Origin of the sequence: Streptomyces coacervatus (assembly GCF_029223485.1) — a bacterium.
In the GTDB taxonomy this organism is placed as follows: Bacteria; Actinomycetota; Actinomycetes; order Streptomycetales; family Streptomycetaceae; genus Streptomyces; species Streptomyces coacervatus.
Window position 1 is genome coordinate 127,613 of the sequence record NZ_JARHTP010000003.1, and the last position, 25,283, is coordinate 152,895.

Below are 25,283 nucleotides of genomic sequence, written 5' to 3' on the forward strand. Positions count from 1 at the left end.
CGACGCGTTGAAGGTAGGAGGGGGCGCATGTTTCGTCAATGCTTCTGACAAAGCTTCCGGCAAAGGGAGTTGGGGTTGCCGGGGCGTGTGTGTCACGGCCGAGGCGCGATCTGCGTACGGCAAGTGCAGCCGCCTAGGGGCGCGGGGAACTGCGCGACCAGCCACGACGGACCCGCAGCCCGGAAACGAGCGGCAGGTCTACGGCGTCCAGCCGGGATCCCGCCCGCTCAGCCCAACCGCCCGGTCCAGCAGCGAGGCATCCGCGGCCACCGGCACCACGGGCCCGAAGATGCCGCCGCCGCGGCTCGGGTCGTTCGCCGCCGCGAGCAGGAAGTCGTGCGATGCCTGCAGGGCGGCCGGGTCGGGGGCGTAGTCCTGGCCGGTGGCGCGGGCCAGGTCCCAGCCGTGGATCACCAGTTCGTCTACGGCGACCAGACCCGCCACCTCGCCCGGGAGGTCCAAGCCGCCCGCGCGGGTCATGCCGGACCACGCGGCCGGGTCGCGCCAGGCGTCGGCGAGTTCGTCGAGGACCTTCGGGAGCTCCGCGCGCCAGTCGGGGGCGATGTCCGGTGCGGCGGCGTCCGGGGCGGTGTTCGTCGTGACGCCGAGGTCCTTGCGGGCGGCGTCACGGAAGGCGACGGACAGGCCCAGCAGGTGGCCCAGCATGTTGCGCACCGCGCAGTCGGGGCAGGGCGTCGCAGCGGCCAGTTGCCCGTCGCTCACACCCTCCACGAGCCGCGCGACGACCTGCGTCTGTGGTCCGAGGTCGAGGGTCGTGTCAGTCATCCGCTGCTCCTCACAGTTCTGGTCCTGTGGGGGTGGACCGACCGCGCCCCCAAAACTCATCGCGAAGCCGGGGCGCGGGGCTGTATCGATATGCGGCTCCGCCGCGTGGGCGCGACCAGCCCCCACCGGCCCGCACCCGCGGCGGAGCCGCATATTGATACAGCATCACCGCACTTCCAGCGGAGCGCTTAGGGCACCTGCCCGATGCCCACGCCCCCGCCTTAGACCCACGATGGCCAGGCATGACGACATCGACATCGACATCCACATCGACTTGGACGGTCCTTCGCGTCCTGCGGAACCGCAACGCGGGCCTGTATCTCACCGGCGTGGTGGTCTCCGGCTTCGGCACCTCCGCGCTGTGGCTCGCCTCGGGCGTCTGGGTCAGGGAGCTGACCGGCTCCGACGGCCTGGCCGCGCTGTGTCTGCTCGCCATGTGGGCGCCGACCCTCGTCGGCCCCCTGCTCGGCACGCTCGCCGACCGCGTCCGCCGCAAACCTCTGCTGATCGGTGCGGACCTCCTCCTGGCCGGCCTCCTGCTCACCCTCTTCACCGTCGACTCCCCCGGCCGCCTGTGGCTGATCTACACGGTCCTCTTCGTGTACGGCGCCACGGGCGTCGTGGCAGACGCGGCCGAGTCGGCCCTGGTCGCGGCCGCGGTCGACCGGTCCCTGCTGGGCGACTTCAACGGGCTGCGGATGACCGCGACCGAGGGCATGAAGCTGGTGGCCCCGCTCGCGGGCGCGGGCCTCTTCGCGGCGTACGGCGGCCCGGGCGTCGCCCTGCTGGACGCCGTCACGTTCGTGTGCGCGGCGGGGCTGTACGCGTGCGTGCGGGTGCGCGAGGAGCGGCCGGAGCCGGCCACGCGCGCGTGGCGAGCGCAGACCGCCGAGGGCGCCCGCTTCCTCTGGGGCCACCCGGGGTTGCGCCCGCTGGTCCTGGCGGGCGGTACGACGATGCTGTTCACGGGTGTCTGCGGTGCGCTGGTCTACGCCGTGGTCGCGGGCCTCGGCCACTCCCCCGCGTACACCGGCACGCTCTACGCCGTCCAGGGCGCCGGTTCGGTCGTGGTGGGGACGGCCTCGGGGCCCGCGCTGCGGCGGCTGGGGGAACGCCGGTTCGCCGCGTACGGGATCGCCCTCACGGCCGTCGCGGTGGCGGCGCGGGCGGTCCCGTACGACCCGGTCGCGCTGGCGTGCAGCCTGGCGAGCGGGGTGGGGCTGCCCTGTGTGCTGATCGCCGCGACGACCGCCGTGCAGCGCGAGACGCCGGACGCACTGCTGGGCCGTACGGCTGCCACGGCGGGCACGCTGATATTCGCTCCGAATGTGCTCGGGCTGGCAGCGGGGGCGGCCCTGGTCGAACTCACCGACTACCGGCCCCTGTTGCTCGCTCTCGGCGCAGCCCTGCTGGCCACGGCCGCCCGGCTCCTTCAGAGCCCGGCGAGTGCCGACCGCACCGCCGTCAGGTCACCGTCCGACGCCAACCCGGCGTGATACAGCCGCAGTTCGGTCGCTCCCCGCCGCCGTGCCTGCGCCGCGTCCGCGGCCAGTGTGTGCGGGCTGCCGCCCATCCCCGAGACCACGGGGAGGTTGGCGGCGATGACGGCCCCTTCCCGGCCCTGCTCGGCGAACGGTGTCAGCAGGCCCGTACCGCCCGCGCACGGCACCACCACGCCGTCCGCGACGGACAGGATGTGCTCGGGGTCCACGCCCGGGTTGGCGCCCACGTGATACGTCACCGGGTCGGCGTGCAGCAGCACCTGGAACCCCTCGGGTGCCGCCTCGCGCACCGCCCGGACCGCCGTCTCCTGAAGCGTGCGGGCGGTCTCGTCGCGCCACGCGCGCGTGGCGGCCGCCTTCGCCTCGCCGAGCAGCTTCTCGACCCCTGCCCAGCCTCCGCCGTCGGGCGCGCCCTGCCACAGCGGCTCCAGCGCGTCGCGTACGGCGGCCGCCAACTCGTCGGCGTCCACGCCCTGTTCGCCGTATCCGGCCCGGCAGGTCGGACAGAAGCACAGGGCCATCAGGTAGTGCCCGGCGTCCCCGAGGCCGACCCCGCCGGTCTTGTCGTGGGCGTGCAGATGCTGCAGCCCGTACCAGCCCAGCGACTCCAGCTCGGTGCCGCGCGCCCCCGGCCGTACGGCCGCCTCGGCGGCCAGGTCGACGAGGTACGCGCGCGTGGCGGGCTGCGCGATGCACGGGGCCCACGGGTAGCGGTCGCCGTAGGCGTTGACGACGGAGGTGTCCGGACGGTCGGCGCCCAGGCGGGAGTTGTGCGCGAGCACGACCCAGGTGTGCACTTCGAGGCCGGCGTCCGCGAGGGCCGCGGCCGCCTCGCCGTAGGCGTCGCCCAGGGCCCAGTCGCCGGCCGCGTAGGGCTTCAACTCCCGCCCCTCCCAACGGCCGTCGGTCGGGTACAGCACGGCCGCGTGCTCGGCGGTGACGATGCGGTGGCGCGGGTGGCGGGGCGTGAGCGCGCGCGTGGAGTGGTACGCGGCGGCCAGCGTCACCTGTTGCACGCCGAGCGCGGCGATACGGTCCGCGGCCTCCGGGTCCCCGTTGACGTCCCAGGGGTAGACGAAAGTCGACGTCTTCACTTGCCGTCCTCCAGCAGTGCGTACCCGCGGTCGATCAGCTCGGCGAGCCGCTTCACATGGTCCTCGGTGGGCTCGTGCAGCGGCGGCCGGACCTCCCCCACGTCGAGTCCGCGCAGCCGTACACCTGCCTTGACCAGGGAGACGGCGTACCCGCGCCCCTGGGCCCGGAGTTCGACGAACGGGCGGTAGAAGCCGTCGAGGAGGCGGTGCGCGGTGGTGGTGTCGCCGGACTCGAGCGCCTGATGGAAGGCGAGCGCGATCTCGGGGGCGAAGCAGAACACGGCCGAGGAGTAGAGCGGGACGCCGATGGCGCGGTAGGCGAGCTGGGTCTGTTCGGCGGTCGGCAGGCCGTTGAAGTAGAGGAAGTCTCCGGGGGCCTCGGTGCGTACGGCGCTGACGATGCGCTGCATGAGGTCGAGGTCGCCGAGGCCGTCCTTGAAGCCGATGATCCCGTCCGTGCGGGCCAGTTCGACGACGCTTTGAGGGGTGAACACGGCGTTGTCGCGCTGGTAGACGATCACGGGCAGTGCGGTCGCGGCGGCCACCTCCCGGTAGTGCCTCAGCAGCCCCTCCTGCCCGGCGACCACGAGGTAGGGCGGCATGGCGAGCAGCCCGTCCGCCCCGGCTGCCTCGGCCACGCGCGCGTAGCGCACGGCGAGCGCGGTCCCGTACCCGGCGCCGGCGACGACCGGCACCCGCCCGGCAGTCTCCTCGACGGCCGCCCGTACGCATGCCTCGAACTCCTCGGGCGTGAGCGCATGGAACTCACCGGTGCCGCAGCACGCGAACACCGCGGCGGCCCCGGCCTCGACCCCGCGGCGCACATGGGCGCGGTACACGTCGAGGTCGACCGAGCCGTCCAGGCCGTACGCGGTGACCGGGAAGAACAGCGGCCCGCTGGGGATGCTGAGCCGAGCGGCAAGGGGGGCTGGCGTCACGGAGACTCCCGATTCCATGTTCATGATCTGCGTCTACATTTCTGAACGCCACCACGCTAAGGTGCCCCTTTATGGCCGGTCAAGCGCCGGGCTCTTGACGGGGTCCGACCCGCCTTCATAGCGTGTCCATGGATGTGAATACCGTGCATACATGCACCCGTCGACCGAAGGAGAAGCGAGGATGCCAGCCCCCCGCACCGTTCTGCTCACCGGCGCCGCCGGCGGGCTCGGCACCCTGATGCGGAACCTGCTGCCGGCCTTCGGCTATGAGCTGCGCCTCTTCGACGTACGCCCGATCGAGGGCGACCCGGACGCCGTCACCGGGGATCTCACCGACAAGAAGGCCGTGCGCGAGGCCGTGCGGGGCGTCGACGCGATCATCCACCTGGCCGGCATCTCCCTGGAAGCCCCCTTCGAGAAGATCCTCGCGGCGAACATCGAGGGCACGTACAACCTGTACGAGGCCGCGCGCGAGGAGGGCGTGGACCGTATCGTCTTCGCCTCCTCCAACCACACGGTCGGCTTCACCCCGCGCCCCCGGGGGAACACGCCTCTTGATTCAAGCAAGCTGATCCCCATCGACACCCCGCGCCGCCCGGACACCTTCTACGGCCTGTCCAAGTCCTTCGGCGAGGACCTCGCGCAGCTGTACTGGGACAAGCACGGCCTGGAGACGGTGTCGGTGCGCATCGGCTCCTGCTTCCCCGAGCCCACGAGCGTGCGCATGCTGTCGGTCTGGATGAGCCCGCCCGACGGCGCCCGCCTCTTCCACGCGGCCCTGACCGCCGAGAACGTCGGCCACACCGTCGTCTACGGCTCCTCCGCCAACACCCGCCTGTGGTGGGACCTGTCCACGGCACGGGCCCTCGGCTACGAGCCCCAGGACGACTCGGAGCCGTACGCGCAGAAACTGATCGCCGACCAGGGCGAACTGGACCCCGAGAACATCGCCCACGCCTACCTCGGCGGCCACTTCGTGAACGACCCGCCGATCTGGCCGTACTGACAGCGCCCCAAAGGGGCGCGGGGAACTGCGCGACCAGCCACAACGGCGCCGCAGCCGATCAACAACCCAACGCGGCACCCCCAGCGGAGCGGCCGGGCACCGAACGGACCCGCTCGCCGCCGCATTCGGGCACCGCACCTGCCCGATCTCACGCCCTCACTCACAGCCACGCAGGTCCGAGGCGGGCACTCCGCTGCGCAAACGGGCGTATACGGGCAGCATCGGTCCTGCAAGAGGCCTGGTCAGTGCCGCACACCGGGGGTAGAACTTCCTGCGTGGGTCCCATCGGGCCCGAACGGGCAGTGAGCAGGGAAGCAGGTGCGGCGATGACGGCGAACACTGCGAAGACGGCAGAAGAACGCCAGCGGGAGATCGTGCGGGCCGCGCGCGCCACCGGCTCGGTCGACGTCACCGCGCTCGCCATCGAACTGGGCGTGGCCAAGGAGACCGTACGACGGGATCTGCGTGCCCTGGAGGACCACGGGCTGGTCCGCCGCACCCACGGCGGCGCCTACCCCGTGGAGAGCGCCGGCTTCGAGACGACGCTCGAGTTCCGCGCCACCAGCCACGTACCCGAGAAGCGCCGGATCGCGGCCGCCGCGGCCGAGCTGCTCGGGGACGCCGAGACGGTCTTCGTCGACGAGGGCTTCACCCCGCAGCTCATCGCCGAGGCACTGCCCAGGGACCGGCCGCTGACCGTGGTCACCGCGTCCCTCCCGGTCGCGGGCGCACTCGCCGAGGCCGACGGCATCTCCGTACTGCTGCTCGGCGGCCGGGTCCGCCCCGGCACCCTCGCCACCGTCGACCACTGGACGACGAAGATGCTGGCCGGCTTCGTCATCGACCTGGCCTTCATCGGCGCCAACGGCATCTCCCGTGAGCACGGCCTGACCACCCCCGACCCCGCCGTCAGCGAGGTCAAGGCGCAGGCCATCCGGGCCGCGCGCCGCACGGTGTTCGCGGGCGTGCACTCGAAGTTCGGGGCGGTCAGCTTCTGCCGGTTCGCGGAGATCGGCGCGCTGGAGACGATCGTCACGAGCACGCTGCTCCCCTCGGCCGAGGCCCACCGCTACTCACTGCTGGGCCCACAGGTCATCCGCGTCTGACAGCACACCCCCTGTACACCCCCTCACTGGGCTCATCGACGCCAAGTTGAGCCCTTTATCTCCCCATATGTTCAGGAGCGATCCATGCGCACCCAGAGCCGACGACGACCATCGCGAGCCACGCTCGCCATGGCCGCCGCAGGGACGCTGCTCGCCCCGTTGCTCTCCGGCTGTTGGGTCGGGGCGGGCGGGTCCGGTTCCGGCGGCAACTCCGTCAATGTCCTGATGGTCAACAACCCGCAGATGGTGGAGTTGCAGAAACTCACCGCCGCGCACTTCACCAAGGAGACCGGCATCAAGGTGAACTTCACCGTCCTGCCGGAGAACGACGTCCGCGACAAGATCAGCCAGGACTTCGCCAACCAGGCGGGCCAGTACGACGTGGCGACGCTCAGCAACTACGAGATCCCGATCTACGCCAAGAACAGCTGGCTGCACGAGATGAACTCGTACGTCGCAAAGGATCCCGGCTACGACGAGCAGGACGTCCTCAGGCCGATGCGGCAGTCCCTGACCGCCGACGACGGAAAGCTCTACGGCCAGCCCTTCTACGGCGAGTCGTCCTTCCTGATGTACCGCAAGGACGTGTTCGCCGAGAAGGGCCTGACGATGCCGGCCCACCCCACCTGGGACCAGGTGGCGAAGCTCGCCGCCGAGGTCGACGGGGCGAAGTCGGGGATGCGGGGCATCTGTCTGCGCGGCCTGCCCGGCTGGGGCGAACTCATGGCCCCGCTCACCACCGTCGTGAACACCTTCGGCGGCACCTGGTTCGACAAGAGCTGGAAGGCACAGCTCGACTCCCCCGCCTTCGAGAAGGCGACGAAGTTCTATGTCGACCTGGTGCGGGGGCACGGCGAGTCGGGCGCCGCCCAGTCCGGCTTCGCCGAGTGCCTGAACAACATGACCCAGGGCAAGGTCGCCATGTGGTACGACGCCACATCCGCGGCCGGCCTCCTGGAGGCCAAGGGCTCCCCCGTGAAGGGCAAGCTCGGCTACGTCCCCGCCCCCGTCGAGAAGACCGACTCCTCCGGCTGGCTCTACACCTGGGCCTGGGGCATCCAGAAGGCGTCCCGCAACCCCGACAAGGCCTGGAAGTTCGTGTCCTGGGCGTCCAGCAAGCAGTACGAGCAGCTGGTCGGCGACACCAGCGGCTGGTCCGACGTCCCCGCCGGCAAGCGCGCGTCGACGTACACGAACGCCGACTACCGCAAGGAGGCCGGCGCCTTCCAGGAGATGACCAGGGAGGCCATCGAGGGCGCCAAGCCCAACAATCCGGGGGTGCAGCCGCGTCCCGCGCCCGGCATCCAGTTCGTCGGCATCCCCGAGTTCACCGATCTCGGCACCAAGGTCTCCCAGGAGATCAGCGCGGCGATCGCCGGGCGGCAGTCCGTCGACTCGGCGCTGAAGAGGTCCCAGCAGCTCGCCGAGAAGATCTCGAAGGAGTACGAGGGACGATGAGCGCCACGACAACCGCCCCCATCACGGCAACTCGCGTACGCATGACCCGCCGGCCCTCCCCCCGGCTGCGCGCCTGGTCCACCCGGGCCCCGCTGCTGCCCGCCCTGGTCTTCATGATCGTGGTGACCCAGCTGCCGTTCGTGGCCACCCTGGTGATCTCGCTCTTCGACTGGAACGCCCTCTATCCGAAGGCCCGTCACTTCACCGGCCTCGACAACTACAAGCAGGTGCTGACCGACCCGGACCTGCGCCACTCGGTGTGGACGACGATCCTGCTGACGGTCACGGTGGTCCTGCTCAGCCTGGTACTGGGCCTGGTGCTGGCACTGCTCCTCGACCGCAAGTTCCGCGGCCGGGGCGTGGTCCGCACGCTGCTGATCGCCCCCTTCCTGGTGGTCCCGGTCGCCGCGGCCCTGCTCTGGAAGCACGTGCTGTTCAACCCCGAATACGGCCTGCTCAACGGGCTGTTGCACTATGTGGGCGGCCCGCAGCCGGACTGGATCTCCAACAATCCGCTGCTCGCGGTCGAGGCATCCCTGATCTGGCAGTGGACGCCGTTCATGATGCTGATCCTGCTGGCGGGCCTGCAGAGCCGCGACAACGAACAACTCGAAGCCGCGCGCGTGGACGGCGCGAACGACTGGCAGATCTTCCGCCATCTGACGCTCCCGCACCTGCGCCGGTATCTGGAGTTGGGCGCCCTGCTCGGCTCGATCTACATCGTCCAGAACTTCGACGCGGTCTTCACGATCACGTCCGGCGGCCTGGGCACGGCGAATCTGCCGTACACGGTCTACCAGAGCTTCTACCAGGCCCATGAGAACGGCCTCGCCTCGGCCGCGGGCGTCCTGGTGGTCATCGGCTCGATCATCATCGCGACCTTCGCCCTGCGCGTCGTGTCGTCCCTGTTCCGCGAGGAGGTGTCCCGCGCATGAGCACGGTCGCCGTACGAACCAGCCCCCGCCGCAAGGGCGCAGGCCTGGGCCTGGTGGCCTGGCTGCTCGGCATCGTCTTCTTCCTGCCCATCGCCTGGATGGCGCTGACGTCCTTCCACTCGGAGTCGGACGCGGCCACCAACCCGCCGTCCTTCGGCGCCGCCCTGACCCTGGACGGCTACCGCGAGTTCTTCGGCACGGGCGGCGGCGCGAGCCCCTGGCCGGCGCTGATCAACTCCGCGGTGGCGTCGATCGGTTCGACGATCCTGGTCCTGCTGCTGGCCCTCCCGGCCGCGTACGCCCTGTCCATCCGGCCGGTGAAGAAGTGGACGGACGTCCTGTTCTTCTTCCTGTCGACGAAGATGCTCCCGGTGGTGGCGGGCCTCCTCCCGATCTACCTGTTCGCCAAGAACGCGGGCATGCTGGACAACATCTGGCTGCTGGTCATCCTCTACACCTCGATGAACCTGCCGATCGCGGTGTGGATGATGCAGTCCTTCCTCGCCGAGGTGCCGGTGGCGGTGATCGAGGCGGCGCAGATCGACGGCGCCCGGCTGCCGACAATCCTCGCGCGCGTGGTGGCCCCGATCGCCCTGCCGGGCATCGCGGCGACGGCGTTGATCTGCTTCATCTTCAGCTGGAACGAACTCCTCTTCGCCCGAGTCCTGACGGGCGTGGTCGCGGAGACCGCCCCCGTCTTCCTGACCGGCTTCATCACCAGCCAGGGCCTCTTCCTGGCGAAGGTGTGCGCCGCGTCGCTCGTCATCTCCCTGCCGGTGCTCGCCGCAGGGTTCGCCGCCCAGGACAAGCTGGTCCAGGGCCTGTCACTGGGAGCCGTGAAATGAAGGCCGCCGTCATCGAGTCCGTGGGCCGTGCAGTCGTCACCGAGGTCCCGGACCCGACGCCCGGTCCCCGCGAGGTCGTCGTGGAGGTGGCCGCCTGCGGTCTGTGCGGCACGGACCTCCACATCCTCCAGGGCGAGTTCGCACCCAAGCTGCCGATCGTCCCCGGGCACGAGTTCGCCGGCGCGGTGGTCGGGGTCGGCACCCAGGTCACGGAGGTCGCGATCGGCGACCGGGTAGCGGTCGACCCGTCCCTCTACTGCTACGAGTGCCGGTACTGCCGTACGGGCCACAACAACCTCTGCGAACGCTGGGCCGCGATCGGCGTCACGACGGCCGGCGGCGCGGCGCAGTTCGCGGTGGCACCGGTGGCGAACTGCGTGAAACTGCCCGAGCACGTGCGCACCGAGGACGCGGCCCTGGTGGAGCCCCTGTCGTGTGCCGTCCGCGGTTACGACGTCCTCCAGTCCCGCCTGGGCGCACACGTCCTGATCTACGGCTCGGGGACGATGGGCCTGATGATGCTGGAGCTCGCCAAGCGCACGGGCGCGGCGAGCGTGGACGTGGTGGACCTGAACCCGGCGCGCCTGGAGACGGCGGTACGGCTGGGCGTCTCGGCGTCCGCGCCGAACGCGGACGAACTGGACCGGCCGCAGGGCTGGGACGTGGTGGTGGACGCGACGGGGAACGCAGCCGCCATCCAGGACGGTCTGGACCGGGTGGCCAAGGCGGGTACGTTCCTGCAGTTCGGGGTGGCGGACTATGCGACGCGTGTGACGATCGACCCGTACCGCATCTACAACCAGGAGATCACCATCACGGGTTCGATGGCGGTGCTGCACAGCTTCGAGCGGGCGGCGGAGCTGTTCGCGAACGGTGTCCTCGACCCCGAGGTGTTCATCAGCGACCGGATCCCGCTGGACCGGTACCCGGAGGCGCTGGACCAGTTCGCGGCGGGGGCGAAATCAATAAGCCGCCGATTGGCCGCAGGGTAAGGGAACGGTAAAGCACCCCCGCTCGTTCACCCGGCATGACAGCTATGACCCCCGGCTCGAACATCCCGCTCCCCACCGCCCGAGTGACGGTGGACGTCGCCGCCCCCGTACGGCTCGACGTATCGGGCCTGCTGCTCACGGCCGACGGCAAGGTCCGCTCCGACGACGATTTCATCTTCTACAACCAGCCGAGCGGCCCCGGCGTGACGTACCGCTCGGGCGGGGGCGCGGCACCCGACGCGATCGTCGTCGACACCACCGCCGTCCCGCCGGGCATCGAGAAGATCGTCGTCACCGCCAGCCCGGACGCATCCGGCCAGACCTTCCAGGGCATCGAACCGACGGCCACGATCCGCAGCGCGGACGACAACACCGTCCTGGCCACGTTCACGCCCCCGCAGCTCGGCGCCGAGACGGCCCTGGTGGTTGTGGAGATCTATCTGCGCAACGGCGCCTGGAAGGCCCGCGCCGTCGGCCAGGGCTACGCCAACGGCCTGGCGGGCATCGCCACCGACTTCGGCGTCACGGTGGAGGAGCCGACCCCGGCCGCCGCCCCGCCCCAGCCGGTGGCCCCGCCCGTGTCCACCATGCCGCCGCCTCCCCCGGCCTCGCCCGCCGCAGCGGCTTCCGCCCCCGCCCCCGGCACCGGCACCGGCACCGGCACCGGCACCGGAAAGATCAACCTCGACAAGGGCCGGGTCAGCCTCCAGAAGAACCAGACGGTGTCCCTCGTCAAGGGCGGCCGCCCGCTGCTCTCCCAGGTCAAGATGGGCCTCGGCTGGGAGCCGGCGTACGGCGGCAAGGACATCGACCTGGACGCGTCGGTCATCGCGTACGGCCCGCAGCGCAACCACATCGACAGCTGCTACTTCGGCAAGCTGTCCATCCTGAACGGCGCGATCAAGCACTCCGGCGACAACCTCACGGGCGAGGGCGGCGGGGACGACGAGGTCATCGTGGTCGACCTCGGCCGCATCCCGCAGGACGCCACCGGCCTCGTCTTCACGGTCAACTCCTTCTCCGGCCAGAAGTTCACCGAGGTCGCCAAGGCCTACTGCCGCCTCCTGGACGCGGCGACCGGCGAGGAACTCGTCCGCTTCGACCTGACCCACGCCGAGCCCCAGACGGGCGTGATGATGGCAAAGCTGATCCGCCAGTTCTCCGGCGAGTGGGAGATGACGGCAATGGGCGAGTTCGTAAAGGCCCGCACGGTACGCAACATGGTGAAACCGGCGGCGCAAGCTCTCTAGCCCGCCCCAGCTGCGGGCAGTCGTGCCGCTGGGGCGGCACGGGTGGGCGCAGCGGCACCCCGCACCGCCGGGTTGCGCGCCCACCCCCGCCCAGCCCCAGCACCGCAGAGGCCTACGCCCGCAGCCCCTCCGTAAGCAGCAACAGATACCGCCGGATGAACTTGCCCTCACCGTCGGCCAGTTCCGCCGCATGCGAGACCCCATGGGCCAGCCGCAACACCTCAAGCGGCTCGATATCCGCCCGCAGGGTCCCCTCCCGCTGCGCCGCCTCCACCAGCCGCGCCGCAGCCCCCTTCATATGCGTCCCGCACGCCGTGAGGGCAACATTGCTGCCGTCCGTGACGGCCGACCCCAGCAGGGCCTTCAGGCCACGGACCTGGATCGTGCCGATGCACACCTGGTACAGCCACTCCACCAGCGCCTCACCCGGCGGCAGCTCCTTGGCGAGCTCGTCGGCCCCTGCCGCCATCGCCTCGACGGTGTCGACGTACACCGCCTCCAGCAGCGCCTGCCGCGTCGGGAAGTGCCGGTACAGCGTGCCCGATCCGACGCCCGCCCGCTTGGCGATGTCGTCGAGGGACGCGTTCTCCCCATGCTCGGCGAAGGCCTCCGCCGCCACCTTCAGCAACCGCTCGTAGTTGCGCCGAGCGTCCGCGCGCATGGGCCTGACCTGCGTCATCCAGATACTCCTTGCGAACCGGGGACCCTCTCCGTATCTTAGCGAGAGTTAAACGGAGACAGTCCCCGGTTATCTCCGCGGGTACCCTCACCTGCCCATATTCCATTGCTCAGTGCTGCCCGCGCACATCTCACCCGGGGGACATCGAACGGGAGAACTCCATGTCCAGCCCGGCCGGCACCACCGAAGCACCGCTCACCGCAGCACCACACCCCGCCAGGCTCCGCGCCATCCTCTTCGTCATCGTCACCGCCTATCTGATGGTCGGCGTCGATTCGACCGTCGTCAACGTCGCGCTGCCCGCCATCCAGCAGGACCTCGGCTTCAGCCGCACCGGCCTGTCCTGGGTCCTCAACGCCTACACGCTCGCCTTCGGCGGTCTGCTGCTGCTCGGCGGGCGCGTCGGAGACATCCTCGGCCGCCGCCGCACCCTCACCACCGGTGTGCTGCTCTTCGCCGGCTCCTCCCTGCTCGGCGGCCTGGCCACCGACAGCGCCTGGCTGCTCGCGGCCCGCGCGCTGCAGGGCGTGGGCGCCGCCCTGACCGCGCCCAGCACCCTCGCCCTGATCACCACCAACTTCCCGGACGGCCCGCGCCGGCACCACGCCCTCGGCATCTACTCCTCCATGGCCGGCATCGGCGCCTCCATCGGCCTGGTCCTCGGCGGCATGCTCACCTCCTGGGCGTCTTGGCGCTGGGCCCTGCTGATCAACGTCCCGATCGGCGTCACGGTAGCCCTCGCCCTGCCCCGCTTCGTCACCGAAACCCCGCGCCACGCAGGCAAGTTCGACGCGGCCGGCGCGCTGACCGGCACGGCGGGAATGACCTCACTCGTGTACGCCTTCATCCGGGTCTCGGAGGCGGGCTGGAGCGACACCCAGGCGCTGCTCGGATTCAGTACGGCGGCCGCCCTCCTCGCCGGATTCACGATCGTCGAGTCCCGCGCCGCCCAGCCGATCATGCCGCTGCGGCTCTTCTCCGACCGCAACCGCGCCGGCGGCTACGTGGGCATCCTGCTGCTGCCCGCGGGCATGTTCGGCGCCTTCTACTTCCTCACCCTGATCAGCCAACAGGTCCTGGGCTACAGCCCGTTGCGCGCAGGGTTCGCCTTCCTGCCGATGACCCTGGCGATGTTCACGACCGTCCGCTTCGTGCCGCGGCTGCTGGCCCGGTTCGGCGCCAAGCCGGTCCTGCTCACGGGCATGGCCCTGCTCATCACCGCGGCCGGCCGGCTGTGGCGACTGCACCCCGGCGACGGCTACTCGGCAGGGCTGCTCGGCCCGCTCCTCCTGATGGGCGTGGGCGTCGGCCTGAGCTTCATGCCGCTCAACGCGACGATCCTCGCCCGCATCGAGCCGCGCGAGGCGGGCGCCGCCTCCGGTCTCCTCCAGACCCTCCAGTGGCTCGGTGGCACCCTCGGACTGTCCGTCCTGGTCACGGTGTTCGGCACGGCGACCCGGCATGCGCACGGATCACCGGCCGAGATACTCACCGAGGGCTCGGCGCGCGCGTTCGGCGTCGGCGCACTGATCGCGCTCACCGCCCTGCTGGTGTCGGCGTTCGTGATCACCGGACGGAAGCGCGAAGTCGCCTAGGGCCTGTCGGCGAGAGTGCTCAGAACAGCGCACTGTATGCGTTGAGGGCGGGCTGCCCGCCCAGGTGGGCATAGAGGACCGTGGAGTCGCGGCCGATCTCGCCACGCTCGACCAGGTCCACCATCCCTGCCATCGACTTCCCCTCGTACACAGGGTCGGTGACCATCCCCTCGGTGCGGGCGGCGAGGCGCATCGCCTCCAGCGTGGTCTCGTCGGGGATGCCGTACGTGCCCGCGTGGTAGCGCTCGTCGAGCTCGACGTCCGCCTCGGTCAACTCCCTCTTGACGCCGATGAGTTGTCCGGTGTTGTGGGCGATCCGCGCGATCTGCGACCGGGTGGCGGCGGGCTTGGCGGAGGCGTCGATGCCCAGCACGCGCCGCGGCCGTCCGCCCGCCTCCTCCAGGGCGGCAAACCCGGCGACCATGCCCGCCTGGGTCGACCCGGTGACGGAACACACCACCACCGTGTCAAAGAAGACCCCCAACTCCCGCTCCTGCTCGGCGACTTCATACGCCCATCCGGCGAAGCCGAGGCCGCCGAGCGGGTGGTCGGACGCCCCGGCCGGAATGGCGTACGGCGTGCCGCCCGACTCCTCGACCTCCCTGAGCGCCTGCTCCCAGCTCTCCTTGAAGCCGATCCCGAACCCGGCCCGCACCAGCCGTACGTCCGCCCCCGCGAGCCGGCTGATCAGGATGTTGCCCACCTTGTCGTACACGGAGTCCGGCCACTCGACCCAACTCTCCTGCACCAGCACGCACTTGAGCCCGGCGCGGGCGGCGACGGCAGCGACCTGGCGGGTGTGGTTGGACTGCACCCCGCCGATCGACACGAGGGTGTCGCAGCCCTTGGCGAGCGCGTCGGCGACCAGGTACTCCAGCTTGCGGGTCTTGTTGCCGCCGTAGGCGATACCGGAGTTGCAGTCCTCGCGCTTGGCCCAGAGCGAGGCGCCGCCGAGGTGTGCGGTGAGGCGCTCCAGCGGATGCACCGGCGAGGGGCCGAAGAGGAGGGGGTAACGCTCGTACGAGGAAAGGGACATGGGTCCTCCCGGGGTCTGGATCAGTCGCCGTCGGCGAGGTCGGCGAGGGTCCGCCAGATCTCCGCAGTGACGCGGACCGCCTCATCCGCACGGCGGGCCGCGCAGGCGTCGATCAACTGCTCGTGCAGTCCGGCCGAACGGCAGGTGCTCGCGCCGAAGCGGCGTCGCTCCAGGCGGCGGATGAGGGGGGTGTAGCGGGCAATGGTGGCCGCGGCCGCGTGGTTGCCGGCGACGCGGACGAGGACGTCGTGGAGTTCGTCGTCGGCGCGCAGGGCCCCCTCCACGTCACCCGCGCCGACCGCCGCGGCGAACCGTTCGTTGGCCGCGCGCATCGCCTGGACGTCCGCGGCGAACAGCCGCGGCACCGCGACCCGCGTGGCGAGCTCGTGCATGGAGCCGACCACGGCGGCGGCGTCCCGTACGTCGGCGCCGACGACCGGGGTGACCCGCGTGTAGCTCTGCGGCTTGCTCTCCAGCAGCCCCTCGTCCACCAGCCGCGAGAACGCCTCCCGCACCGGCGCCCGGGACAGCCCCAGCCGCTCGGCGAGCTCGGCGTCCCGCACCACCGCACCGGGTTCGAGCTCCCCGGCCACGATGGCGTCCCGGATGGATTCGTAGGCGCGGTCCCTGAGGAGGGTGCGCTGGACGGGTCGTATGGCCTCCACGAACTGAAATGTTAGATATCAATGCGGCCTGCGGGCAAGAGTGTGGCCCGCACCCCCCGTAGAAGTGCGGGCCACGCCTGCGCGCTCAGGCAGCCCAGGGCCAGTCGGCATCCCGAGCGGCCTCGAGCAAGGGCACCATCCGGAAGGCCGCGTCCGAGAGGCCCCCGAAGGTATGCCTGTTCCCCTTCCCCGACGGGCCGTGGCCTGCCCGGTAGCCGGCGAGGTTCCAGGTGTAGACCGGCACGTTCGCCGGGACCTGCTCGGTCGGGTCGCCGTGACGGCTGTAGGCGTACTGCTCGTCGGTGACGATCAGGACGCGGTCCTGCCCGCGGTAGTGGGCGCGGATCGCGCTGGTGGTGTCGGTGCCGCCCAGGTCGCCGAAGCGATCGAGGATCTTGAGCACCGACTCGCCCTCGTCGAACGACAGGCGTCGGCTCGTCGTGCCGAACTCGACGAGATCCGCGTCGGCTGCCCGCACCGCGAGCGCCGTGCCGAAGATCGCCGCCGCGTCGGCCCGGTTGAGCTCCGAGCGGTCGGACAGGGGCGCCCACATCGAGCCGGAACGGTCGACGAGCACCAGCGTCCGGCCGGGCAGCGCGGGCACGTTGGCCAGCGAGTGGCCGAGCGCCTGCTCCAGCGGGTACGACCAGCGCAGCGAGGGCGCGTGCTGGTACGCGGCGAGATACCGGAAGGGGAACTGCCGCGAGCGCGCGACCTCGGCGGGATCGCTGATCTTCGCCGCGACCTGGGCCGCGACCTCGTCGGAGACACCGGCCTGGTCGAAATTCCGAAGGTTGCGGACCAGCGCCATCGCGCCCATGGACGGAATCACGGACTCCCAGGCCGCCTTGTCCATCGGGCCCTGCAGCCACCCGGCCAGCGCCTCCCAGGTCATCCCGGCCGCCGCGAGCCGGTTGGCCCCGCCCCGCGAGGTCACGACCGCGCGTCGCCGTGCCACCGGCAGCGCCATCAGCTCACGGTGCGCGGTCAGCACGCGGTTCGACGCGGGCGGCGCCGCGGTGTCCGGGTTGTGCCGGCGGTCGAGGGCGTACTGGAACAGCTCGCCCTGCCACGGCTTGTCCGGGTCCGGGGCCGCGTGCACCAGGTTGAGGATGTCGCCGAAGCGGTAGCCCTTGGACGCGGTGTCGTACTTCAGCAGGGACTTGCCGCTGTAGAGCCGTCGTACGGCGTCGGCAATTCCGCGCTTGACGGGCTTGGGGACGTTACGGCCGTACGTCGCGGTCCAGTACGCGAGCAGCTCGCCGGGCTCGTCGGGGCGCCGCAGCACGGAGGCCACGACCTCGCGGTTCGACGGGCCGTCGGTGGCGCCCGCGTCGAGGCGTGCCTTCACGTACTCGGCAGCTCCGACGATCGAGGCCGTACGGAGGTTTCCCTCGCCGCGCAGCCAGCCGAGCAGGCCGGCGGTCCAGGTCGGGTCCTCCACGGCGAGCGTGCGGACGAGCCGCGCGAAGCGGTCGTCGCGGTCGGCGCCGGACTCGTAATAGGTCTGCTGCGAGACGAAGTTGGCGACGGCGAGCAGAAAGAGTTCGGAGCGCGCGTCGCGCTCGCGGCCCTTGCCGCCCTCGTAGCTGCGGAGTACGCGGCCCGTGGAGGTGACCCGCGAAGTGGGCTGCGCGCGGGCAGCCTTGGAGTTGAATCGCGCCATGGTGAATTCCCCCGAATTCGTTTCCGTTTCGGAGGGAGGCGCAGCAAAAGGAATGCGCAGGGAATCGAGATCGCCTCTGCACCCGGGACACACACCATGAACTGCGCCTCCCGAGATCAAATCGGCGGCGGCCTGCAATTCGACCCAAACGAAGTAGCCGCAGCCTGCGCACCGGGAGGTGCAAATGAAGTTGTGGTGTCCAGAGATCGAAGTCGGCGGAACCGACGTAGGTGCTCCAACCCCTGAGCTACACCGGCGCGTTGTACCGGTGGCGGGACTCGAACCCGCGGCCGCCCCATTATCAGTGGAAGTAGGTCCTGCCTTCGCACCTGGACGTTCATCACTGTAAGAGGCGTACCGCGGGAGGAGCGACCGAATTAATTACCCGCGCTTCTGGCGCTTCCAGGGCCCGGTGATCGCCAGCATGATGCCCGGCTCCTGAATGTTGGCGAACAGGGTGCTGCCGTCAGGCGAGAAGGTGACGCCGGTGAACTCGCTGTACTCGGGCTTCTCTTCGGTGCCGTTGTTGAGCTCGTTGCGGGCGATGGGGTACGTGCGCCCGCTGTCCGTTGCGCCGAACAGGTGCTGGATGCCTTCGCCGTCCTCGGCGATGACGAGGCCGCCGTACGGGGAGACCGTGATGTTGTCCGGGCCGTCGAAGGCGCCGTCGGCGGACGGGTCGGGGTTCACGCCCAGCAGGACCTTCAGGGTCAGGGTGCGGCGCTTGGGGTCGTAGAACCAGACGGCGCCGTCGTGCTGCACGGGGCTCTCGTCACGGGCGTACGAGGAGACGATGTACGTGCCGCCGTCGCCCCACCACATGCCCTCCAGCTTGCGGGCGCGGGTGACCTGGCCGGTGGTGAACTGCTTGCGGACGGAGGTCGTCCTCGCATCGCGGTCGGGGACGTCGACCCAGTCGACGCCGTACACCGTGCCGATCTTCGTGGCGCGGGAGAGGTCGTCGACGAACTTGCCGCCGGAGTCGAAGCACTTGAATGCCTGGAGGACGCCGGCGTCGTCTGCGAGGGTGCGCAGCTTGCCGCGGCCGTGACAGAAGCCCTCCGGCGGGGTCCAGCGGTAGAGGAGGCCGTTCGGGGTCGCCGCGTCCTCGGTGAGGTAGAGGTGGCCGCGCCTGGGGTCTACGACGACCGCTTCGTGGGCGTAGCGGCCCAGCGCCTTGATGGGCCCCGGGTCGCGGTTGGCGCGGCGGTCGGACGGGTCGACCTCGAAGACATAGCCGTGGTCCTTGGTCATGCCGTTGGCGCCGGCCTTGTCCTCGGTCTCCTCGCAGGTGAGCCAGGTGCCCCAAGGGGTGTTGCCGCCCGCGCAGTTGGTGGAGGTGCCGGCGATGCCGACCCACTCGGCGACGTGGTCGCGGCGCACCTCGACGACCGTGCAGCCGCCGGATGCGGCGGGGTCGTAGACGAGGCCTTCGGTGAGCGGTACGGGGTGCGGCCAGTTGGCGCGCGGGCCCTTCAGTTCGTGGTTGTTGACGAGGAGGGTGGCGCCGCGGGGGCCCTCGAAGGTGGAGGTGCCGTCGTGGTTGGAGGGGGTGAACTCGCCCGACTCCAGCTTGGTTTTGCCGCTGTAGGTGATGATCCGGTACTTGAAGCCGGCGGGAAGGGCCAGGATGCCGTCCGGGTCGGGGATCAGCGGTCCGTAGCCGACGCCGCCGTGCGCGGCTGCCGACCCCTCGTCCGCATCCTCGGTGTCGGTGGACGCAAGGGCGTTCGGGGCGGTGGCGAGGGCGCCGACGCTGCCCGCCAGCGCGACACCGGCACCGGTGATCGCGGATTTTCTGGCGAAGTCCCTGCGGGTGAGCGACATGGTGTCTCCTGTGACGGTGGGTGTGCCGTGGAGGGTGGCGGGGCTCGGTCGGCGTCACCGTCCCGCCCACGTCTTAACGGGAGTTGAACACCGGGCGGCTTCACCGGGCTCTCTTCCATGAATCCGTATGCACTAGCCCAGGAGCATCAAAAATCCCTCAGGTCCACGAAATTGATCGGATGATTCTTCATAAACAAGGTCAACAGCCACGGATCGGGTCGAAATTCGTGATTCATTTCAGAATGCCTTGACGGCACTCTCCCCCGGCCATAGACAGGAACTGCACACCACCCGAAGGGGAGGCGAGCCCGATGGACGCACAGCGGGTACGTCGCCTCCACGAAGGCCGGCTCATGAAGTTGGCCAACGTGAGCGGAGTCGGCACCGGGAGGGACGAGCACTCGGGACGGGACGTGATCATCGTCTTCGTCACCCGGAAAGTGCCCCGTGACCGGCTCCTTCCAGAAGACGTGGTTCCGGACGAGCTCGACGGCGTACCGGTGCGCGTGCTCGCGATCGGAGAAGTGAGCGCTCAGGAAGGCGACTTGTGAGCCCTGAGCGCTGAGTCACCGCGCCGCGGCCCGTAGGAACCCTGAGCCGAAAACAGAAGAGGTGGTCTGGCGTGAGCCAGCCCGAATTGATGCGAGGACCGACTGGCGGTCAACTGAGCGACAGTTCACGGCAGCAGGCACTGTCCGACTTCCTGCGCCGCGAGCAGCCGCTGGCGAATGTGGTCGGCTTCGGCCACGGCGTGAAGTGGAGCGGGGGCGAACCCACCGGCCAGGAGGCCGTGCTGGTGTTCGTGACACAGAAGGTTCCGGAGTCGATGCTGCCGGAGCGGGACGTGATCCCGTACCAGATGGACGACGGTACGCCCACGGACGTGGTGGCGGTCGGCCATGTGGCCGCGCAGCGCCAGCAGCGGCAGACGGGCTCCCGCCGCGAGGAGCGGCGCGGGGCAGCGTACGGGCCGGACGGAAACGTCGAGGAGCAACTCGCCCGTCTGACACAGCCGTTGCTGGAGGAGCTGAGCGGCATACCGGCCGCGTTCGAGCCGCAGATCCTCAAGCGCCGTATGCGGCCGTGCCCTTCGGGCTTCTCGGTGGGCAACGTACGGGTGACGGCGGGCACATTGGGCAGCGTGGTGTACGACTTCCTGCCAGGCGCGACCGTGGACCCGCCGGGCCCCGGCCTCGGCGTACCGGCGAAGTTCTACGTCCTGTCCAACAACCATGTGCTGGCGGACTCCAACCGGGCGCAGCTGGGCAGCCCGATCGTGCAGCCGGGTGTCTTCGACGGCGGCAGCGACCCGGCGGACCGGATTGCGACCCTGGACCGCTTCGTCACGATCCAGTTCGCTCCGCAGATCCCGCTGGACCGGCAGAACAACGTGGTGGACTGCGCGCTGGGCGCGGTGGAGTTCCAGGACGCCACCCGCGAGCAGTACTTCAGCGGCGCGCCGCGCGCCTGGCGGCGCAAGGCCAATGTCGCGGTCGGCGACCTGGTGAAGAAGACCGGCCGTACGACCAACATCAGTTTCGGCCGGATCATGGCGGTCGACGCGACGATCGACGTCAACTACGGCACGGCGGGCACGGCCCGCTTCAAGGACCAGATCCTCACCACGAACATCTCGGCGGGCGGCGACTCGGGCTCCCTGGTCACCTCGCTCGACAATGTCGCGGTGGGCCTGCTCTTCGCGGGTTCGTCCACCGTCACGATCGCCAACCACGTCGAGAACGTCCGCGCGCTGCTGCGCATCGAGGTCGCCGAGCAGCTGGCCTGACGGTCGATCGATTCCGTACGAGGGGAGGCCCATTCCCATGACCACACAGGCACGCAGGCAGAAGGCCGCGGCGTCGGTCGAGCACCGCTTCCACAACGCCCAGGGCGCCGAGGTCAAGACACGCGACGAGGCGTTCGCGGCGCAGCAGGAAGTATCGCCGGAGGCAGTGTCCACAACGGCGAAGCTGGAACTGCACAACGGGGCGACGGTCACCTGGGAGCTGGAGGTGAAGTACAACCCCAACACCCACCCGTACGTCGTCCTCGGCGGCCAGATCACGGGCACCATCGCCAGTCCGCCCTGGAACATCACGGGCGGCTTCATCGGCGACACCATCCGCCTGGACGCCAAGCGCCACGACGGCACCGCGACGGTGACGATTGTGGGCGAATTCCAGAATCCGCCAGCGTACCGAGGAACGTACGGCTTCAACGGAGCAACGTCGTCGTTCAAGCACACAACGATCTATCACTGCTAGGCGCTACGTTCCCCGCGCCCCTTTAAGGGGCGCGGGGAACTGCGCGACCAGCCACAACGGACCCGCAGACAATCAACGGCCAATCCTGAGCGTCAGCTCAACCCCCTTGCTGCGACCGCGCCTTGAACGCAGCCTTCCGCGCTTCCTTGGCGATCCGCTTGTCCGGATGCAGCCGCCCCATCGCCTCCAGCACATCCGCCGTGGCGGGGTGATCCACCCGCCAGGCCGCCGCGAAGAATCCGCCGTGCTGCGCGGCCAACCCCTGCACCAGCGCCCGCAACTCCTCGGAGTTCCCCTCCGCAGCCAGCTGCGCGGCAATCGTGTCGATGGTCAGCCAGAAGATCATCGCCTCGGACGGCGCCGGCACGTCCGGCGCCCCGTGCTCGCTCAGCCAGACCCGCGCGAGTCCGCCCAGCTCCGCGTCGTCGAGGACTTCCCGCAGTGCGGGCTCGGCCTCGGCACCGACGAGCGACAGCGCCTGCTGGCAGCGCAGTCGGCGCAGGGGTGCGCCGCCGTCCGTGCCGCGCGCCGCGGCCAGCAACTCCCGTGCCGCGGCGAGGGGTTCGCGGCGGGCCAGCCACTGTTCGGTCTCGGCCTGCGCCGCCGCCGGGGGGAAGGTGGCCGTCCCGTCGAGGAGCGCGTCGGCGCCCTTGTCCACGAGGTCGCCGACCGCGGGCGCCGCAAGCCCGGCCTCCAGCAGCCGCGCCCGCAGCCCGTACAGGCCGAGCGGCGTCAGCCGCACCATGCCGTAGCGCGAGACATCGGTGTCGTCGGGCCGCGCGGCGGATTCCGCGGCAGCGTCCTCGGGCTCCGCCATCAGCGCCTCGTCGACCGGCTGGTACTCGACCAGCCCCACCGGCTCCAGCAGCCGGAACTGGTCGTCGAGCCGCATCATCGCGTCGGAGACCTGCTCCAGGACGTCGTTGGTGGGCTCCCCCATGTCGCTGGGCACGATCATCGACGCGGCGAGGGCGGGCAACGGTACGGGCGCGTCACCGGGGCCGTCCTCGCTGACGGTGAGCAGGTACAGGTTGCCGAGGACGCCGTCGAGGAACTCGGCCTCCGCCTCGGGGTCCCACTCCAGCTGGGAGAAGTCGATCTCACCGGCCTCGTCGAGGGCGCCTTCCAGGCCGTCCAGGTCGGGGACGCTCGCGTCGGCGAGGACCGTCTCCAGGGCCTCCTGCCACACGGCCAGTACCTCGTGCGGCGAGCCCTGGGTGAGCAGGGCCAGGTCCTCCCCGGCGGTGACGGTGCCCTCGTCCTCGTCGACGATCTCGACGAGCCCGGTGTCCACGGCGACCCGCCAGGCCTCGCTCGCGAAGGCCGCGGCGTCGTCCCCGCTCAGCCCGAGCAGCTCGGCGGCCGCGGGCAGCTGCTCCTCGACGAGCCCGCCCCCGGCGTCGACCCGCGTGTCCGGCCCGGCCCAGCGAGCAAGCCGCGCGGCCCGGGAGAGCAGCGGCGCGGCCAACGCGTCCCGCGCCAGCTCCGCTTCGGGATGCAGGCGCACCGGCGGCAGGGGGGAGCTGTCTGGCATCGGCTGGTTCTCCTCGGGCGTGTCGTACCACTCAAACGCTCAGCCTAGACGGATTTCCACCCATGCCGCCCGGTTCATCTCCCGGACCCCATGCGTACATGGCCGAAACCTTGACAAGTGGCCTGAGAACGCAGGAGATTGACGCGCGTAGAAATCCGGCGGACATCTGTTCACTGTATTTTCTACGCGCGTCGCCACCACCACACAGGTCGCGGCCTTCGACCGTCCCACGCACCACCCTCGTCCCGGCACCCACGCATGTCCCCGGAGGGATCCCGTTGCCGAGCAAGTCTTCCGCGCGTCTCGCCGCGCTCACTGTCGCCGCCGTCTGTTCCGCGGCGTCCGCCGTCGCCCTGACCTCGCCCGCGCACGCGGACACCGTGCGCATCCATGACATCCAGGGCACTACGCGTATTTCTCCGTACGCCGGCCAGAAGGTCACGGACGTGGCCGGAATCGTCACCGGCGTGCGCACCTACGGCTCCTCCAGAGGTTTCTGGATCCAGGATCCGAACCCGGACGACAACCCGGCCACCAGTGAGGGCGTCTTCGTCTTCACCAGCTCCACCCCGAAGGTCGCCGTCGGTGACTCGGTCACGGTGACCGGCACGGTCTCCGAGTACGTACCGGGCGGCGCCTCGTCCGGCAACCAGTCGGTCACCGAGATAACCAAGCCGACGATCACCACCGTCTCGACCGGCAACGCGGTGCCGGCCCCGACGGTGATCGACGCGAAGTCGGTGCCGCGCGAGTACACCCCGGCCGGCGACACGGCCGCGAGCGGCTCGATCAACGGCCTGACGCTGCAGCCGTCGACGTACGCCCTGGACTACTACGAGTCCCTGGAGGGCATGAACGTCCAGGTCGCCGACACCCGTGTGGTGACGGCCACCGACCCGTACTCCGAGCTGTGGGTCACGGTGAAGCCGCACGAGCACCGCACTCCCAGCGGCGGCACGCTGTACGGCTCCTACGAGTCGCAGAACACCGGCCGTCTGCAGATCCAGTCGCTGGGGTCGACGGCCGACTTCCCGAAGGCGAACGTCGGCGACACCCTGACCGGCACCACGGCCGGCCCGCTGGACTTCAACCAGTTCGGCGGCTACACCCTGGTCGCGAACCAGCTCGGCACGCTGAAGAGCGGCGGCCTGGAGCGCGAGACGACGAAGAAGCAGTCGCGCGGGGAGCTCGCGGTCGCGACGTACAACGTCGAGAACCTCGACCCGTCCGACAAGACCTTCGACGCGCACGCCGCCGCGATCGTGAACAACCTGCAGTCGCCCGACATCGTGTCCCTGGAGGAGATCCAGGACAACAACGGCGCGACGGACGACGGCACGGTCGCCGCCGACGTCACGGTGAACAAGCTGATCGACGCGATCGTCGCGGCGGGCGGCCCGAAGTACGACTGGCGCTCGATCAGCCCGGTCAACGACCAGGACGGCGGCGAGCCCGGCGGCAACATCCGCCAGGTCCTCCTCTTCAACCCGGAGCGGGTCTCCTTCGTGGATCGCGCGGGCGGCGACTCCACCACGGCCGTCGGTGTCACCAAGGTCAACGGCAAGGCGCAGCTGACGGCCTCACCCGGCCGTGTCGACCCGTCCAACGACGCGTGGAAGTCCAGCCGCAAGCCGCTGGCCGCCGAGTTCGTCTTCCGCGGCCGCACGGTCTTCGTGATCGCCAACCACCTCAACTCCAAGGGCGGCGACCAGGGGCTGACCGCGCAGTACCAGCCCCCGACGCGCAGCTCGGAGACCCAGCGTCACGCCCAGGCGACGCTGGTCAACGCGTTCGTCAAGAGCATCCTGGACGTCCAGAAGAACGCGGACGTCATCGCGCTCGGCGACATGAACGACTTCGACTTCTCCGGCACCGCCAAGATCCTGGAGGGTGACGGCGAGCTCTGGTCGGCGATCAAGTCGCTGCCGAAGAGCGAGCGTTATACCTACGACTACCAGGGCAACCAGCAGGTCCTGGACCAGATCCTGATCAGCCCGTCGATCCGGCGCGGCTGCGACTTCGAGTACGACAGCGTGCACATCAACTCGGAGTTCAACGACCAGATCAGCGACCACGACCCGCAGGTGCTGCGCTTCCACCCGTAA

Annotated in this window: 22 protein-coding genes; 13 read left to right on the forward strand and 9 right to left on the reverse strand. The window is 70.2% G+C overall.

Annotated features, from left to right (window positions below):
• Nucleotides 1-198: 198 nt before the first annotated feature.
• Nucleotides 199-786 (reverse strand): TIGR03086 family metal-binding protein, encoded by a 588-nt coding sequence (locus P2Q00_RS08105; protein ID WP_275770960.1) that lies wholly within the window; start codon nucleotides 784-786, stop codon nucleotides 199-201.
• A gap of 242 nt (nucleotides 787-1,028) precedes the next feature.
• On the opposite strand from P2Q00_RS08105, the gene P2Q00_RS08110 reads away from it, so the two are divergent.
• Nucleotides 1,029-2,282: an MFS transporter gene (locus tag P2Q00_RS08110; protein ID WP_275770962.1), complete on the forward strand. Its 1,254-nt coding sequence runs from the start codon at nucleotides 1,029-1,031 to the stop codon at nucleotides 2,280-2,282.
• On the opposite strand, the gene P2Q00_RS08115 is transcribed toward P2Q00_RS08110, so the two are convergent.
• Nucleotides 2,219-3,382 (reverse strand): hypothetical protein, encoded by a 1,164-nt coding sequence (locus tag P2Q00_RS08115; protein ID WP_275770964.1) that lies wholly within the window; start codon nucleotides 3,380-3,382, stop codon nucleotides 2,219-2,221. The genes P2Q00_RS08110 and P2Q00_RS08115 overlap by 64 nt on opposite strands.
• Nucleotides 3,379-4,320: a 5-dehydro-4-deoxyglucarate dehydratase gene (locus P2Q00_RS08120; protein WP_275770966.1), complete on the reverse strand. Its 942-nt coding sequence runs from the start codon at nucleotides 4,318-4,320 to the stop codon at nucleotides 3,379-3,381. Before P2Q00_RS08120 ends, P2Q00_RS08115 begins: the two co-directional genes overlap by 4 nt.
• Before the next feature lie 181 nt (nucleotides 4,321-4,501).
• On the opposite strand from P2Q00_RS08120, the gene P2Q00_RS08125 reads away from it, so the two are divergent.
• The 7 genes from P2Q00_RS08125 to P2Q00_RS08155 all read left to right on the forward strand — a co-directional run bounded on the left by P2Q00_RS08125 (nucleotide 4,502) and on the right by P2Q00_RS08155 (nucleotide 11,912).
• Nucleotides 4,502-5,326 (forward strand): NAD-dependent epimerase/dehydratase family protein, encoded by an 825-nt coding sequence (locus P2Q00_RS08125; RefSeq protein WP_275770968.1) that lies wholly within the window; start codon nucleotides 4,502-4,504, stop codon nucleotides 5,324-5,326.
• Between the two features lie 326 nt (nucleotides 5,327-5,652).
• Nucleotides 5,653-6,432 (forward strand): DeoR/GlpR family DNA-binding transcription regulator, encoded by a 780-nt coding sequence (locus P2Q00_RS08130; protein WP_275770970.1) that lies wholly within the window; start codon nucleotides 5,653-5,655, stop codon nucleotides 6,430-6,432.
• Nucleotides 6,433-6,516: 84 nt separating this feature from the next.
• Complete coding sequence (locus tag P2Q00_RS08135; RefSeq protein WP_275770972.1) at nucleotides 6,517-7,890, forward strand: ABC transporter substrate-binding protein; 1,374 nt, start codon at nucleotides 6,517-6,519, stop codon at nucleotides 7,888-7,890.
• Nucleotides 7,887-8,825, forward strand: a complete 939-nt coding sequence (locus P2Q00_RS08140) for a carbohydrate ABC transporter permease (RefSeq protein WP_275770973.1) — start codon at nucleotides 7,887-7,889, stop codon at nucleotides 8,823-8,825. The genes P2Q00_RS08135 and P2Q00_RS08140 overlap by 4 nt, the downstream gene beginning before the upstream one ends.
• Nucleotides 8,822-9,670 (forward strand): carbohydrate ABC transporter permease, encoded by an 849-nt coding sequence (locus P2Q00_RS08145; protein ID WP_275770975.1) that lies wholly within the window; start codon nucleotides 8,822-8,824, stop codon nucleotides 9,668-9,670. The genes P2Q00_RS08140 and P2Q00_RS08145 overlap by 4 nt, the downstream gene beginning before the upstream one ends.
• Entirely contained in the window at nucleotides 9,667-10,662 is a 996-nt protein-coding gene (locus tag P2Q00_RS08150) for a zinc-dependent alcohol dehydrogenase family protein (protein WP_275770976.1), read from the forward strand. Before P2Q00_RS08145 ends, P2Q00_RS08150 begins: the two co-directional genes overlap by 4 nt.
• 44 nt (nucleotides 10,663-10,706) lie before the next feature.
• Complete coding sequence (locus tag P2Q00_RS08155) at nucleotides 10,707-11,912, forward strand: TerD family protein (protein ID WP_275771849.1); 1,206 nt, start codon at nucleotides 10,707-10,709, stop codon at nucleotides 11,910-11,912.
• Nucleotides 11,913-12,024: 112 nt separating this feature from the next.
• Here P2Q00_RS08155 and P2Q00_RS08160 read toward each other — a convergent pair whose 3' ends face one another.
• Nucleotides 12,025-12,591: a TetR/AcrR family transcriptional regulator gene (locus P2Q00_RS08160; RefSeq protein WP_275770977.1), complete on the reverse strand. Its 567-nt coding sequence runs from the start codon at nucleotides 12,589-12,591 to the stop codon at nucleotides 12,025-12,027.
• A 161-nt stretch (nucleotides 12,592-12,752) separates the two neighbouring features.
• Between P2Q00_RS08160 and P2Q00_RS08165 the strand changes: the two genes are divergently transcribed.
• Nucleotides 12,753-14,186: an MFS transporter gene (locus P2Q00_RS08165; RefSeq protein WP_275770979.1), complete on the forward strand. Its 1,434-nt coding sequence runs from the start codon at nucleotides 12,753-12,755 to the stop codon at nucleotides 14,184-14,186.
• 19 nt (nucleotides 14,187-14,205) lie between these two features.
• Here the strand turns inward: P2Q00_RS08165 and P2Q00_RS08170 are convergent, their stop codons facing one another.
• The 4 genes from P2Q00_RS08170 to P2Q00_RS08185 all read right to left on the reverse strand — a co-directional run bounded on the left by P2Q00_RS08170 (nucleotide 14,206) and on the right by P2Q00_RS08185 (nucleotide 19,380).
• Entirely contained in the window at nucleotides 14,206-15,222 is a 1,017-nt protein-coding gene (locus P2Q00_RS08170) for a 1-aminocyclopropane-1-carboxylate deaminase (RefSeq protein WP_275770981.1), read from the reverse strand.
• A gap of 20 nt (nucleotides 15,223-15,242) precedes the next feature.
• The gene (locus P2Q00_RS08175) at nucleotides 15,243-15,887 is read right to left on the reverse strand and encodes a GntR family transcriptional regulator (RefSeq protein WP_275770983.1); all 645 of its coding nucleotides are present in this window, start codon (nucleotides 15,885-15,887) and stop codon (nucleotides 15,243-15,245) included.
• A gap of 85 nt (nucleotides 15,888-15,972) precedes the next feature.
• Nucleotides 15,973-17,553, reverse strand: a complete 1,581-nt coding sequence (locus P2Q00_RS08180; RefSeq protein ID WP_275770985.1) for a TROVE domain-containing protein — start codon at nucleotides 17,551-17,553, stop codon at nucleotides 15,973-15,975.
• A 381-nt stretch (nucleotides 17,554-17,934) separates the two neighbouring features.
• On the reverse strand, nucleotides 17,935-19,380 hold the full coding sequence (locus P2Q00_RS08185; protein WP_275770987.1) for an alkaline phosphatase PhoX: 1,446 nt from the start codon (nucleotides 19,378-19,380) through the stop codon (nucleotides 17,935-17,937).
• A gap of 311 nt (nucleotides 19,381-19,691) precedes the next feature.
• Between P2Q00_RS08185 and P2Q00_RS08190 the strand changes: the two genes are divergently transcribed.
• The 3 genes from P2Q00_RS08190 to P2Q00_RS08200 all read left to right on the forward strand — a co-directional run bounded on the left by P2Q00_RS08190 (nucleotide 19,692) and on the right by P2Q00_RS08200 (nucleotide 21,644).
• Nucleotides 19,692-19,931: a hypothetical protein gene (locus tag P2Q00_RS08190; protein WP_275770989.1), complete on the forward strand. Its 240-nt coding sequence runs from the start codon at nucleotides 19,692-19,694 to the stop codon at nucleotides 19,929-19,931.
• A 71-nt stretch (nucleotides 19,932-20,002) separates the two neighbouring features.
• Nucleotides 20,003-21,166: a chymotrypsin family serine protease gene (locus P2Q00_RS08195; protein ID WP_275770991.1), complete on the forward strand. Its 1,164-nt coding sequence runs from the start codon at nucleotides 20,003-20,005 to the stop codon at nucleotides 21,164-21,166.
• A 37-nt stretch (nucleotides 21,167-21,203) separates the two neighbouring features.
• Nucleotides 21,204-21,644, forward strand: a complete 441-nt coding sequence (locus P2Q00_RS08200) for a hypothetical protein (protein WP_275770993.1) — start codon at nucleotides 21,204-21,206, stop codon at nucleotides 21,642-21,644.
• 97 nt (nucleotides 21,645-21,741) lie between these two features.
• Here the strand turns inward: P2Q00_RS08200 and P2Q00_RS08205 are convergent, their stop codons facing one another.
• On the reverse strand, nucleotides 21,742-23,178 hold the full coding sequence (locus tag P2Q00_RS08205; protein WP_275770995.1) for a hypothetical protein: 1,437 nt from the start codon (nucleotides 23,176-23,178) through the stop codon (nucleotides 21,742-21,744).
• A gap of 278 nt (nucleotides 23,179-23,456) precedes the next feature.
• Between P2Q00_RS08205 and P2Q00_RS08210 the strand changes: the two genes are divergently transcribed.
• Nucleotides 23,457-25,283, forward strand: coding sequence for a DUF8508 domain-containing protein (locus tag P2Q00_RS08210; RefSeq protein WP_275770996.1), 1,827 nt, complete (start codon nucleotides 23,457-23,459; stop codon nucleotides 25,281-25,283).

What these genes read in the sequence shown, in the direction of transcription:
- P2Q00_RS08200 (WP_275770993.1), top strand. Translation starts at nt 21,204, where the DNA reads ATGACCACACAGGCACGCAGGCAGAAGGCCGCGGCGTCGGTCGAGCAC.
- P2Q00_RS08105 (WP_275770960.1), bottom strand. Translation starts at nt 786, where the DNA reads ATGACTGACACGACCCTCGACCTCGGACCACAGACGCAGGTCGTCGCG.
- P2Q00_RS08150 (WP_275770976.1), top strand. Translation starts at nt 9,667, where the DNA reads ATGAAGGCCGCCGTCATCGAGTCCGTGGGCCGTGCAGTCGTCACCGAG.
- P2Q00_RS08135 (WP_275770972.1), top strand. Translation starts at nt 6,517, where the DNA reads ATGCGCACCCAGAGCCGACGACGACCATCGCGAGCCACGCTCGCCATG.
- P2Q00_RS08205 (WP_275770995.1), bottom strand. Translation starts at nt 23,178, where the DNA reads ATGCCAGACAGCTCCCCCCTGCCGCCGGTGCGCCTGCATCCCGAAGCG.
- P2Q00_RS08160 (WP_275770977.1), bottom strand. Translation starts at nt 12,591, where the DNA reads ATGACGCAGGTCAGGCCCATGCGCGCGGACGCTCGGCGCAACTACGAG.
- P2Q00_RS08130 (WP_275770970.1), top strand. Translation starts at nt 5,653, where the DNA reads ATGACGGCGAACACTGCGAAGACGGCAGAAGAACGCCAGCGGGAGATC.
- P2Q00_RS08145 (WP_275770975.1), top strand. Translation starts at nt 8,822, where the DNA reads ATGAGCACGGTCGCCGTACGAACCAGCCCCCGCCGCAAGGGCGCAGGC.
- P2Q00_RS08110 (WP_275770962.1), top strand. Translation starts at nt 1,029, where the DNA reads ATGACGACATCGACATCGACATCCACATCGACTTGGACGGTCCTTCGC.
- P2Q00_RS08190 (WP_275770989.1), top strand. Translation starts at nt 19,692, where the DNA reads ATGGACGCACAGCGGGTACGTCGCCTCCACGAAGGCCGGCTCATGAAG.
- P2Q00_RS08155 (WP_275771849.1), top strand. Translation starts at nt 10,707, where the DNA reads ATGACCCCCGGCTCGAACATCCCGCTCCCCACCGCCCGAGTGACGGTG.
- P2Q00_RS08125 (WP_275770968.1), top strand. Translation starts at nt 4,502, where the DNA reads ATGCCAGCCCCCCGCACCGTTCTGCTCACCGGCGCCGCCGGCGGGCTC.
- P2Q00_RS08185 (WP_275770987.1), bottom strand. Translation starts at nt 19,380, where the DNA reads ATGTCGCTCACCCGCAGGGACTTCGCCAGAAAATCCGCGATCACCGGT.
- P2Q00_RS08140 (WP_275770973.1), top strand. Translation starts at nt 7,887, where the DNA reads ATGAGCGCCACGACAACCGCCCCCATCACGGCAACTCGCGTACGCATG.
- P2Q00_RS08170 (WP_275770981.1), bottom strand. Translation starts at nt 15,222, where the DNA reads ATGTCCCTTTCCTCGTACGAGCGTTACCCCCTCCTCTTCGGCCCCTCG.
- P2Q00_RS08165 (WP_275770979.1), top strand. Translation starts at nt 12,753, where the DNA reads ATGTCCAGCCCGGCCGGCACCACCGAAGCACCGCTCACCGCAGCACCA.
- P2Q00_RS08180 (WP_275770985.1), bottom strand. Translation starts at nt 17,553, where the DNA reads ATGGCGCGATTCAACTCCAAGGCTGCCCGCGCGCAGCCCACTTCGCGG.